Consider the following 12430-nt stretch of genomic DNA (forward strand, 5'->3'; position numbering starts at 1 on the left):
TCTTTGATCGGGAAGAACGGGCAACGCCGGAACGAGGAGGACGATGGGCCGGCTCACCAGGGCGGAGATGCAGGAGCGCAACCGGGCCAAGGTGCTGGCCGCGGCCAGGGACGAGTTCACCGAGCGGGGCTTCCGCGATGCCAAGATCGACAGCATCGCCGAGCGCGCCGAGCTCACCCGCGGCGCGGTCTACTCCAACTTCCCCGGCAAACGGGCTCTCTACTTCGCCGTCCTGGCCGACCTCGCCGAGCGCGCCCCCGAGCCGCCACACCCGGAGCCGGGCCGCACCGTCCGCGAGGCGCTCAGCGCGTTCGCCCGCTCCTGGGTCGCCCGGCTCCCTCTCGCCACCGACGAGACGCACGACTCGGCCCGGCTCGGCATGGACCTGATGTCCGAGGTCCTCGCCGAGGAACGGACCCGGCGGCCGTTCACGCAGCTGATGAAGCTCGACGCGCTCCTGCTCGGACTGGCCCTGGAGCGGTTACGTCCGCCCAGGACGCCCGCCGGCCGCATGGTGGGCGTGGCCGAGGCCGCGCTCACGACCCTGCACGGCGCGAGCCAGATGGCCGCCGCCGCGCCCGGCTTCATCGAGCCCTTCAACGTCGTCAGCATCTGCGAGCAGCTCGCGGACCTCGATCTGGGCGACGTGTGGCAGCCCCCGCACATCCCCTACATTCCACAGGCGCGACCCGCCGACGAGCCATGGTCCCCGCCGCCCGCTGTGGACGTCATCCGCGGCGGACCCGCGCGGCTCGCGGGAGACGGCGTGGTGGCGATCCTCGGGCTGCACCGGCTTGAGGCCGCCGAGGAGGCGGTACGGGCCGCACCGCCCGAGGCCGCGGTCACCGCCGTCCTGGTCACCGGTTACTCCGACGAGCTGGCACCGCTGGCACGGCTGGCCATCGCCGAGCTCTACGTCTGCCTACGCCAGGCTTTCCCGCCGTCGGCATGGCCGCGCCTGCAGGTGGTGTACGACGAGTCCGGCGCCCTCGCCGCGGCGGCCGGTGTGCCCGCCGTCAGCGACGGCACCGAGGCCGCCGTCCGCATCGAGGCGGGCCGGATCGTCGCCCGAGCCGACGGCCGCGGCGCGTGCCACGCGGCTGCGTCGGCCGGTGAGACCGTACCGGCCGATCAGGCCCGGACGCCGCCGGTGAGACCTCACAGGTAGCCGGCGGGCCGCCTCGCCCCCGAGCTGCACGATGCGCTGGACGAGCCGGTCGGCGTGCTCCTGCTCCTCCCCGGCGTGCTCCAGGAACTCCGCGGCCACCGGCTCGGCGTAGATCCCGCTGGCGGTGTAGTAGTTGCCGCTTGTAGCGGAGCACGCAGACCAGCTCGGTGGCCAGCGCCTCGTTGCACACCTGGATCACCCGCTGCAGATCGGCGCCGTACGCGGAGGTGATCGGCCCCTTGTCGATCTCCTGGCGGGCACGGGCACGGATTTCCCTGCCTTCGCCGCGCAGCTGGAGGCGTGCCGCGGCGGGAGCCGAGCGGGTCCGCCGTTTTTGCGGATGATCCGGCAGACGGCATGCTTCCGACATGAGCTACCGCGTATGCGTTGTCTGCATGGGAAACATCTGCCGCTCCCCGATAGCCGAAGTCGTGCTGAGGAAGGCACTCGCCGACCACGGGCTGGACGGAGTCGTCACGGTCGACAGCGCGGGCACCGGCGGCTGGCACCAGGGCCACCCGATGGACGAGCGAGCCGCGGCGACGCTGGCCGAGAACGGCTACGACGGCTCCTCGCACCGGGCCCGGCAGTTCCTGGCCAGCTGGTTCGGACAGGTGGACCTGGTGCTGGCGATGGACGAGGAGAACCTGCGGGCCCTGCGCCGTCTGGCGCCGCCCGGATCGGACGTGCGGCTGTTCCGCTCGTTCGATCCGGACGCACCCGCCGGCGCCGAGGTGCCCGACCCCTACTACGGCGACCTCCAGGGATTCGCCGACGTTCTGGAGATGGTCAGGACCGCATCCGACGGACTGGCCAAGCACCTGTCGGAGAAGCTGTCTCGCTGAGGCCCGCCGACGTAGCCGTCCGGGGCCGGTGGTGGGTGTCACCGCCGCCGTGTGCGCCGGCCATCACAGGCGTTCGAAACCGTGGGTCCGTTCCCAGTCGGTGACGGCCGTCTCGAATGCCGCCGAGCCGTCCGTGCCGCGCAGCGACAGGTGGATGTGGCAGGAGTTGCCCTCACCCTCGTCGAACCTGGGCATGAAGGTGAGCGCGACACCTTCCTGCGCGGCGATCTGCTTGGCGCCGTTCTTGAAGAAGACGTGATTGCCGCAGGTGGTCATCGCCTCGTCGTAGCGGAAGACGATTTCGTACTGGCCGGCGTGGCACTCCCCGCGGGCGGTCTCCATGGCGAGCCCGGCGAAGGCGGTCAGCCCGCGCTCGGCCAGCCTGTCGAGCTGGGCTCGCAGCACCCGGCGCGGGGCCACGTCGACCGGTCCGCCTCCCGGCCACACGGCGTCGGCGAGAACGAGCGCGGTGCCGGGATCCCAGGGGAGGGTGCGCAACGTGGCAGGGTCGGGACGCAGAACGAAGTCACCGAAGCCGCTGTTCCACGCGTCGATGGCGTATCCGGGCCCGGTGCCCATCTCCACGTCGGAGGCGAGCAGGTAGACGCAGGCGCCGAAGCCCTGCCGGGCCGCTTCCTCCAGGAAGTACGGCACCGAGAGCCGGCTGCCCTGCAGGCGGCCCTGGATGTCCGGAACGCCGGCGATCACTTCCTCGACGCGGCCTGCCCCGGCCTCGGCCCGCAGCCGTTCGTATGTCGACGGCGTGCAGGAGCCGCTCGACCTCGGTGGGAGTGGTGTGCGGGTTGAGAAGGGTGAGCTTGAGCCGGACCCTTCCGGTGCCCTCGCCCGGCAGCTCGCCGCACCGGACGCGGCCCCGCAGGGCGTCGGCCAGTGCCTCCGGGTCCATCCTCAGCTCGTGGTCGACGGGGACGGGCACGACCGCGTCCTCACCGAGGCCCAGCAGGGCCGCTGCCCGCTGCACGGAGAAGGGTGGCCCGCCGGGCGGGATTCCAGATCGCAGGGAGATCCACGCTGGATGGCCGGTCGCCATTCACCCGAGGTTCACCTGGTCCCGCCAGGGTGCCCACGTAGCCGAGGCGAAACCGCCCGGCGGGACGGAAGGGCACGACATGGGTCACGGGCACGGCCATGGGCACGGGCACGGGCATTCTCACGAGCATCACCACGACGCGGCTCACGCGGGCGACCAGGGCGAGATGGCCCCGGTAGTGGACATGTCGGTACCCGATGGGGAACTGTCGCCGGGACAGCTGTCGCGGCGTCAGATGTTCCGGCGAGCCGGGCTGCTCGGCGCGGGCCTGAGCGCCGCCGGCGTCCTCGGCACGCCCGGTCTGGCCGCCGCGGAGAGTGCGACAACGCGGAACCAGGGCGGCCGCGAGCCGCGTGACGGGTACCTCTGGCTGGCCGGTGACCACCACATCCACACCCAGCACAGCTCGGACGGCATCTACCGGGTGATCGACCACGTGCGGCACGCCAACGCCTACGGCCTGGACTGGATGGTCATCACCGACCACGGCGGCGCCACCCACGCCAAGATCGGCGTGGACAAGGTCAACCCCGACATCGTCGCCGCCCGCGCCCTGGTCAAGGACACCCTCGTCTTCCAGGGCCTGGAGTGGAACATCCCGGCCGCCGAGCACGGCACCGTCTTCGTCGCCCCGGGACGGAACGAGGTGAGCACCCTCAAGGAGTTCGAGAACTCCTTCGACGGGTCGGTCAAGAACGCCGGCTCCAGCACTCCGCAGAACGAGGCCCTGGCCATCGCCGGCCTGAACTTCCTCGCCGACGCCGTCCGGCGCCGCCGCGTCGACGACGCGCTCTTCCTGGCCAACCACCCGGCGCGCAAGGGCCTCGACTCCCCGCACGAGATCCGGGGATGGCGCGACGCCCAGCCCTCCATCGCGGTCGGCATGGAAGGCGCCCCCGGGCACCAGGCGGCCGGCATCCCCAAGCCCCACGGACCCGGCAGCGGGCGCGGCTTCTACGACAGCACCCCCGGCGCCGACTCCTGGCCCGGCTACCCGGCCGAGAGCTACAAGACCTTCGGCGGCTTCGACTGGATGACCGCCACCGTGGGCGGCCTGTGGGACAGTCTCCTGACCGAGGGCAAGAACTGGTGGATCACCGCCAACTCCGACTCCCACTCGGTCTACGCCGACACCAGTGACCGCGGCCCGAACAGCAACTTCGACGCCAACGGCAGGTACGACGACCCGATCTACAAGGGCATCCAGAACCTGACCGCCGGCGACTTCTGGCCCGGCTACTACAGCCGCACGCATGTGGGGGCGCAGGGATACTCCTACGGCGCGGTGATGGACGCCATCCGGCAGGGCCGGGTCTGGGTCGACCACGGCGGCCTGATCAGCGGCCTGGTCGTGCGCGCCCGGACCGCCGGCAAGGGACAGCGCGGCGTCACCCTCGGCGACACCCTGCACGTACGGCAGGGCGACAAGGTCGAACTCGCCATCGAGATCACGCTGGCCAACCAGCCGAACTGGGCGCAGTTCGTCCCCACGCTGGCCCGGGTGGACGTCATCCAGGGAGATGTGACCGGTCCGGCCTCCGACAAGGATGTCTTCACCACGCCCACCACCAAGGTCGTGCAGTCCTTCGAGGTCGGCAAGAACAGCGGCACCGTCACCTTCACCTACATGCTCGGCGCCGTCGACCGTCCGGTCTACCTACGGCTGCGAGGCACCGACGGCAACCGCAGCGCACCCGGCCTGCTCGGCGCCTCCGTCGACCCGCACGGCCCGCAGATCGACGTCTTCGGCGACGCCGACCCGTGGAAGGACCTGTGGTTCTACAGCAACCCGATCTGGGTTCTGCCGCGCCGATGACGATCCTCGGTCTCGACGCGGGATCCCGCACCCTCGGTGAGGCCGAGCACCTTCTCCACCTGGTGGTGAAGGCGCTCGGCCTGCCGGGGGGCACGGTCGGCTGTACACATTTCGTGCGGACCGGACTGCCGCATGTCGCCTGCTCACTCGCCGTCGCCGGACCGGTCGAGCCGGCCGGGCTGCCCGAGGGGGTGTCGGCCGCGATCGGCGAGAGCCGTATCGGTCCGGAGGCGGAGGGCGCCGCGCTCGCGGCGGCCGAGCACGCCGCCGGGGCGAGCGGGCGGATCATCACCTACCCCGGCCAGGAGGCGCTGACCGGCACCCTCAGCGTGGGCGAGATGCTGGAGCGGTCCGCGATCGAGCGTGTGGTGGTGCTGGCCCAGCCGCAGGAGCCCGCGCACGACACGCTCATCGTGACCAACGACCATGTCAGGCCGGTCTGGCGTGACGGGCTGATAACCCTGCTGAGCATGCCTGCGGCGGGTGGACGCCTGATGCCGGCCGAAGTGCCGAACCCGACGCCCTGCTGCGCGGATCACAGCTGAACGCAGCGGTCGGCAGCCCTGTCTGCCCTCACCTCGGCCGTGTCGTCCCCGCGCCGGAGCCGGCGTGCGTGCACGGGCGTCTCTCCCCGCCACTTTCGGTACGGCTCCGGGCATTCGGCGGGCCGTACCGCACATGGCTGGATAACGTGCCTCATGCCCCCGAACATGAACCGCGTCTACCAGGCGGTCCTGCGTGACACGTCCGCGCCGATCTCTCTCCGGCTCCGCCGTACCTTCGGAGACTGGCTCGTCGCCAAAGGGCTTCCGGCGCCGGAGGTGGGCAAGCCGTCGCAGGAGTTCGAGACGGACGGTGCCAGGGTCCGCATGGATCGCAGGGCCGACTGCGGCAGATATGTCCTGGAGGAGACCCACGAGAGTGGGTTGATCCGCACACAGGTCACCTATGCGGAGTCGGTGCCCGGGATGACGGGCTGGGTGGTCGTCAGGGTCGAGGAGACCGGGGAGACGGACGCCTGGCAGGCCCCGGGCTTCGTCCAGGCATATCTGCGCACCGCACGGATCACCGACGGAGCGGTGCACCTGACGGACTCGGCGGACGCGGTCGACGAGGACGACGTCCACCGGCTGGTTCATCTGCTCTCTCATCGCGGCCGCCGGGTCCCCGTGGTCGTCGTTTCGGTGGTCCCCCACGATCCGCAGGGTGCCAGGGCGAGGGCCGGGCACCTGGCCGACGCGGTCGCCGGGGTCGGCGTGGTCGTACGCTTCGCCGATCTACGCGCCCAGGACCGCTTCAACGAGGCGATGGGCTCCCGGCTCGGCGTGTTCGGCGGGGGCGTCCGCACCTACGTGGCGTCCTTCGAGCCGGCCACCGAGAGCTACCCCGACCGGCACCGTCCGATGGGCGGGCCGACGATCCGCAAGCAGGGAGATCGGGCTCTCGCGCTGGTGGCGGGCGGCGCCGTCGGCGAGACCTGCCGGCGGCCCCTGCCCGAGGACGTCCAGCGCACCTATCGGATCGTCTCCAGAATCCTGGCGGGCAAGGCCCAGACCGGTGACATCGCCGGAGCGGTGGCGCCGAGGCCGGTACCGGCCGACTCCGGCCCGGGAGAGAGGCTGCGCCGCTGGATGCTGGCGATGAACGGGCGTTCCGTGCCCCCGCCCGCACCTGCCTCCGAACCGGCCGCGGACCCCGGGGGGAGTGCCCCCGACGGGGATGTTCACATCGCGACCGCCGTGGAAACGGAACCCGCCCTGGTCACGCAGTCCCCACAGCCCGGGGTGCCCTCCTTCGACGTGGCGGACCTCGCCCGGACGGTTGCCGAGGTCGTGGCCAGGGAACTGCGGGGGGAGTTGGAGGCGGCGCTCGACCTCGCGGCGGCGTCTGCGGGGAACGGTTCGGAGAACGGGGAGATGCTGCGCCGGATGCGCACCCTCGGCGCGCATGTCGAGGGGCTGCGCGACCTGGTCGCCGTACGGCAGGGCGGCGATCCGCTACTGGCCGAGGCCGAAGACGAGAGTGACCGGCTGGCAGGCGAGATCGACCGGCTCCGCACCGAGCACGCACTCCTCCAGGAGGAGTACGCCGAAGCCGTCGCGGGTGCGCGCAAGCTCGAAGAGCGGGTCCGCTGGCTGGAGACCAGGCTCGCCGAAGCCGGCCAGCCCGCCTTCGGGCTGTCCTCCGGCGAGCCCCCCTTCGAACCGACGAGCCTCATGGACGCCCTGAACCTGGCCAGGGAGACCCTCGTCCACGTGGAGATCGGCGACACGGACGCGGAGGCGACGAAGCTCGACCTCGCCTACCCCACGCTCGCGCGGGCCTGGGCGTCCAAGTCCTGGGACGCCCTGCGCGCACTCGACGCGTTCGCGCAGGCCAGGTCGGCGGGCGAGTTCGCCGGAGGGTTCTTCGACTGGTGCAGGAGCTCAGCCAGGCTCACCATCCCCGCGGGAATGGTCGCCATGAGCGAGTCCCGGACGGTGACCACGAACGGCAAGTACAGCGCGCGGCGGACGTTCGCGGTCCCCGAGGAGGTGCATCCTTCCGGGAAGGTGCTGATGGAGGCGCATATCAAGATCCGCAAGGGCGGGTATCCGGCGCCCCGGATCCACTTCCACGACGACTCCGGCGGCAGCACCGGCAAGATCTGGGTCGGCCACGTCGGGGACCATCTCCCCAACACCCATACCAACTGACCCGCCGTCCGAAGTCCCGCCGGCACCGAGAAGGTCGATCGATCACGCCTGTGCTCCCTCGCACGCGCCCCGCGGAGGACTCGCCGCCGGGCGGAACAGATCGGCCCCGTCCGGCCCCAGGCGACGGACCCGTCAGCTTGACGACACCGTGCCCATGCCCACGTTCATGATGAAAGGCCAGGAGGAGGTGGACCTGCCCGGCACGCTCACCTACTACCGGACGCCGGGACTGGTCTGGGACAGCGCGCTCCAGGTCGGCACGGCCCTGCTGGTCGACAGCGGTAGAGCCATGAAGCGCGGGCACGTCAGCGAGGTGTGGAACGCCGCGGTGACCGGACCCTCGTTCACCACCTCCCGGGGCAGCCGCACCGGTGACGAGCTGGCCTTCTCCGCCGGCGCGTTCTTCGCCGACGGCGTCGCCGGCAGGTGCCGTACTCCACGCTGTCCACGGCCGTGGACGCCGTCTGGACGTTCCGGTCGGCGAGTACGGCCAAGGAGCAGCCGCTGCCGCTGATGGCGGTGCGCTACGCCCCGGCCGGGCTCGACGATCTCAACCGCGCCACACCGGGCTCGCTGGCCCGGCTGCCCATCTGGATCGAGCGGAACCCCGGAGCCCCCAAGGCAGCGGTGGAGTCCGTCCGGCTGGAGACGTCCTCCGACGACGGCACGAGCTGGCACCGCGTTCCGGCTGTCCGCACCGCCTCGGGATGGACCGCCGTGGTGGCGAACCCGCGCACGCCGGGATTCGTCTCGCTGCGGGTGACGGCCACCGACACCTCCGGCGCCGGCCTCACCCAGACGATCACCCGCGCCTACGCCGTCGGGTGAGCACGTAGCCTGTCCGGCTTAACCCGGACAGGCTCCACGGTCCCGGACCATCCGGAGGTGCCCCCGGGCATCGCCCGACGCCGGGGGCAGAGATGTGAAAAGACCGTGGTTGATATCGCGCGGAAAACGTCTCCTCTCTTGGCCAAGAGAGGAGACAACGCACCGAATACGGCCATTTGAAGACTATTGCTCTTTTTGCGGAAAGATCTGAAACTTTACTGCTGTGACGACGTATCGAGCGGGCCGGAAGTGGCGGCCTGCCACCATCGGTCGTATTGCCGCAGCGGTTCTCCTCCTCGTCCTCGCGGGCGCCGTCGTGCCCACGCCGGCGGCGGGGGCGAGGGCGGTAGAGGGTCTCGCCGCCTGCTCCACCGACCCGGCGACCCCCAAGCGCCGGCTCCGCGCCATGTGGGTCGCCAGTGTGGCCAACATCGACTGGCCGAGCAAGACCGGTTTGAGTGTGTCGGCGCAGCAGGCCGAGTTCCGCTCCTGGCTGGACCTCGCGGCGCAGAAGAACATGAACGCCGTCGTCGTGCAGATCAGGCCGACGGCCGACTCGTTCTGGCCGTCGCCCTACGAGCCGTGGTCACAGTGGCTGACCGGTACCCAGGGGGTGAACCCCGGATACGACCCGCTGGCGTTCATGGTCAGCGAGGCGCACGCCCGCAACCTCGAGTTCCACGCGTGGTTCAACCCGTACCGGATCGCCAACCACGACGACCCCACCCGGCTGGCGGCCACCCATCCTGCCCGGCAGAACCCCGGCTGGCGATTCGCCTACGGCGGCAAGCTCTACTACAACCCCGGAATCCCTGCGGTCCGCGACTTCATCGAAGACGCCGTCATGGACGCGGTCACCCGTTACGACCTCGACGGCGTGCACCTTGACGACTATTTCTACCCGTATCCGGTCAGCGGCCAGACGATTCCGGACGCGTCCACCTACGCCCAGCACGGCGCCGGTTTCGGCAGCATTCACGACTGGCGCCGCAACAACGTCAACCTGCTGGTGAAAGAGCTGGACCAGCTGATTCACACGGCGAAATCATGGGTCAGCTTCGGCGTCAGCCCGTTCGGCATCTGGCGCAACTCCACCACCGACCCGCTCGGCTCGCGGACCTCCGGCATGCAGTCCTATGACGCCATCTACGCCGACACCCGGCTCTGGGCGAAACAGGGCTGGGTCGACTACATCGCGCCACAGATCTACTGGCACATCGGGTATTCCGTCGCCGACTACGAGGTGCTCACCGCCTGGTGGTCCGCCGTGGTCAAGGACACCGACGTCCAGTTGCTCATCGGACAGGCCGCCTATCGGGCCGGGGCGTCCGGCGAGGACCCGGCCTGGCAGCGACCCGGCGAGCTCACCGACCACCTCTACAGCAACCGGCAGCACCCGGAGATAACCGGCGACATCTTCTTCAGCGCCAAGGACGTCAGGGCCAACCGGATCAGCGGCGTCTCCCGGCTGGTGGCCGACCACTACTCCCGGCCCGCCCTGATACCCGTCCACGGCACCTCGGCCGCGCCCTCCAGTCCGTCGATCACCTCGGCGACCCGTGTCTCCAACGGGGTCTCGCTGTCGTGGCAACATGGCGGCTCGGACAGCCCGACCTCGTACGCGATCTACCGGGTCGACGGCACCCCGGCCATGGACCCGTGTTCCTTCGCCGACGCCCGCAACCTGCTCGAAACCACCCGGGGAACGTCCTTCACCGACACCACCGCCGCGGCCACGGGCACCTACACCTACTACGTGACGGCCCTGGAGCGGCTACAGCGCGAAAGCGCGCCGAGCACCGGCCAGGTGGTCACGGGCACCGGCCCGTTCAGCGTCGTCGTCGACAACGGCGACGCCGGTTTCACCGCCGGATCCGCCTGGGGCACGTCGAGCTTCTCGTCGCAGCGTAACGGCGCCGACTACCGGTTCGCCGACCCCGTCGCGGCAAGCGACCTGGCGTGGTTCAGAGCCGACATCCCCAGCGCCGGCAGCTACCGCGTCGAGGTCTGGTACCCGGCGAACTCCGGCTACAACAGCTCGACGCCGTTCGTCGTGGCGACCGGCGGCGGCAACCAGATCGTCAACGTCGACCAGCGGATCAACGGCGGCCAGTGGCGCGGCCTCGGCACGTTCGCCCTCCCCGCCGGCAGCCGCAACGTCGTCGGGGTGAGTCGCTGGACCTCCACCGGCGGCTACGTCATCGCCGACGCCGTACGCATCACGAAGCTCTAGAAGGATGCCCGGACGGATCCAGGTCTCACCTCAGCCCCGCAGGCCCTGCCGGATCGTGTAGGTGCGGCGCTGAACGGTCCCGGTCATCTCGTCGCCTTCCCTCATGGGCCCGGGTGCGGACTGGACATGGCAGCCCATCAAGTAACGATCTTGCCACACCGCTGATTCAGCCAAGATCACGCCGCCGGGGAACCAGAGGCCGCCCTGCCTGCTCAGGGAGCCAGGCGAGTCAGGCTGTCGCGGACTCTGACCGTCGCCGGGTGCTCCGGGCCGTACAGGCGGCTGAGGTCGTCGAGCAGCTCGGTGAGCGTACGGCCGGCGGCTTCGACGTCACCCGCGCTCTTCTCCAGCTCGCCGATCTGCCGCCGCAGCTCCAGAGTCCGTGGGTCGTCCACCGGATAGGCGTGCAACTCGTCGGCGAGCAGGCCGCTCATCAGGCGGAGCGCCAGGCCGCTGTCTCCCAGATGCGCATGGCAGACGGCCTCCTGCATACGGCACTGGAAGACCCGTTCGTCGTCGGCCTGATACCGCTTCGCCATGTCCACGGCGAGCTGGTGAAAGGCAGAGGCGGCGCGACGGTGGTCGCCGGCCTCGAAGAGCACGTTGGCGAGCTGCCCGCGGAGGTTGAGCACCTCGGGATCCTCCGCGCCGAGGACCCGGCCCGCGGGCACGGCGACGGCGGCCAGCACCTCGACGGCCTGACTGTAGCGGGAGTCCCGCGCGAGTGACATCGCCTCGCGACGTGCCCGCTCGATGTCACCCCTGCTGAAGTCGGGGTCGCCTGAGACACGAGAGATCACCGGGGCCGCGGGCACGGTCCCGGCATCGGCGACACCGGTGAGGACGCGGCTGACCGCGTGGGCGTACATGCGCAACGGGCTGGGCCCGCGCACGGTGAACCCCGGTAGCTGTCCCACACCCGTCACGTAAGGGAGCAACCGGTCGTGGACCGTGGCGGCGTCCAGCGGCCTGTCCTCGACGCGCTTGGCCAGCAACGACAGGATGATCTCATCCAGCTCGGGCGGCACGTCGGACCGGAGCCGTCGCACGGGAGGGGGCGCGGTGTGGACCTGCTGCTCGTACACGCTGAACTCGGTGGGACCGGTGAACAGTCTGCGGCCGGTGAGTAGTTCGTGCAGGACGCATCCGAGGGCGTACAGGTCGCTCTGCGGCGCGAGTGTCCCGGCGCGGACCTGCTCCGGCGGCATGTAGGACGCGGTGCCCAGGATCTGACCGGTCCGGCTGAACCGGGACAGCTCGGGGTCGTGGAGCATGGCCAGGCCGAAGTCGAGCACCTTGAGCGTGCCGTCCGGGCATAGCGTGATGTTGGAGGGCTTCAGATCCCGGTGGAGGATCGACCGTCTGTGGGCGGCGCTCAGCACCGCCGCGACCTGGGCCCCGATCGCGGCGACCCAGCCGATGGGGAGAGGACCCTGCTCGTCGATGAGGTAGTCGAGCGTGGCGCCCTCGACGAACTGCATCACCATGAACAGCCGCTGCCCGCGCCGGGGATCGTCGAACGTCCCCGCGTCGTGGATCGCGGGCGCTCCCGGATGATCCAGCTGTGCCATGATCATCGCTTCGTGCAGGAATCTCCGCTCCAGCTCAGGGTCGGGGATACCGTCGGGAAACCGGATGAACTTCACGGCGACCCGCCGGTCCAGACGCTTGTCGTAACCTCCCCAGACCTCTCCCATCCCTCCCTTGCCGAGATGCACCTCGTCCAGTTCGTACCGGTCAAGGATGACGGTGCGCTCAGCCACCACGCCTCCGGGCGTCACAGGGGATCAACG

The 12430-nt window shown here is 70.5% G+C and carries 10 protein-coding genes; 8 read left to right on the forward strand and 2 right to left on the reverse strand.

The features are described 5' to 3' along the window. The first annotated feature begins 43 nt into the window (after window positions 1–43). Together FHR32_RS30700 and FHR32_RS30710 are read left to right on the forward strand one after the other, a co-directional pair. On the forward strand, window positions 44–1168 hold the full coding sequence (locus FHR32_RS30700) for a TetR/AcrR family transcriptional regulator (RefSeq protein ID WP_184758034.1): 1125 nt from the start codon (window positions 44–46) through the stop codon (window positions 1166–1168). Window positions 1169–1536: 368 nt separating this feature from the next. Then, complete coding sequence (locus FHR32_RS30710; RefSeq protein WP_184758035.1) at window positions 1537–2013, forward strand: low molecular weight protein-tyrosine-phosphatase; 477 nt, start codon at window positions 1537–1539, stop codon at window positions 2011–2013. 63 nt (window positions 2014–2076) lie between these two features. On the opposite strand, the gene FHR32_RS46840 is transcribed toward FHR32_RS30710, so the two are convergent. Further along, the gene (locus FHR32_RS46840; RefSeq protein ID WP_312882776.1) at window positions 2077–2721 is read right to left on the reverse strand and encodes a type I glutamate--ammonia ligase; all 645 of its coding nucleotides are present in this window, start codon (window positions 2719–2721) and stop codon (window positions 2077–2079) included. A 527-nt stretch (window positions 2722–3248) separates the two neighbouring features. On the opposite strand from FHR32_RS46840, the gene FHR32_RS30720 reads away from it, so the two are divergent. The 6 genes from FHR32_RS30720 (at window position 3249) to FHR32_RS30745 (ending at window position 10637) form a co-directional block, all read left to right on the forward strand. Then, window positions 3249–4880 carry a PHP domain-containing protein gene (locus tag FHR32_RS30720; protein WP_221466470.1) on the forward strand — a complete coding sequence of 544 codons (1632 nt, stop codon included), beginning with the start codon at window positions 3249–3251 and terminating at the stop codon, window positions 4878–4880. Beyond that, complete coding sequence (locus FHR32_RS30725) at window positions 4877–5425, forward strand: hypothetical protein (protein ID WP_184758037.1); 549 nt, start codon at window positions 4877–4879, stop codon at window positions 5423–5425. Before FHR32_RS30720 ends, FHR32_RS30725 begins: the two co-directional genes overlap by 4 nt. A 153-nt stretch (window positions 5426–5578) precedes the next feature. After that, window positions 5579–7576, forward strand: coding sequence for a hypothetical protein (locus tag FHR32_RS30730; RefSeq protein ID WP_184758038.1), 1998 nt, complete (start codon window positions 5579–5581; stop codon window positions 7574–7576). A gap of 154 nt (window positions 7577–7730) precedes the next feature. Then, entirely contained in the window at window positions 7731–8090 is a 360-nt protein-coding gene (locus FHR32_RS30735; protein ID WP_184758039.1) for a hypothetical protein, read from the forward strand. Then, on the forward strand, window positions 8030–8404 hold the full coding sequence (locus tag FHR32_RS30740; protein WP_184758040.1) for a hypothetical protein: 375 nt from the start codon (window positions 8030–8032) through the stop codon (window positions 8402–8404). Before FHR32_RS30735 ends, FHR32_RS30740 begins: the two co-directional genes overlap by 61 nt. 223 nt (window positions 8405–8627) lie before the next feature. Then, on the forward strand, window positions 8628–10637 hold the full coding sequence (locus FHR32_RS30745; protein WP_184758041.1) for a family 10 glycosylhydrolase: 2010 nt from the start codon (window positions 8628–8630) through the stop codon (window positions 10635–10637). A 212-nt stretch (window positions 10638–10849) separates the two neighbouring features. Here the strand turns inward: FHR32_RS30745 and FHR32_RS30750 are convergent, their stop codons facing one another. Further along, entirely contained in the window at window positions 10850–12400 is a 1551-nt protein-coding gene (locus FHR32_RS30750) for a serine/threonine-protein kinase (protein ID WP_184758042.1), read from the reverse strand. Window positions 12401–12430: the final 30 nt, after the last annotated feature.

Source organism: Streptosporangium album, from assembly GCF_014203795.1.
Lineage (GTDB): Bacteria > Actinomycetota > Actinomycetes > Streptosporangiales > Streptosporangiaceae > Streptosporangium > Streptosporangium album.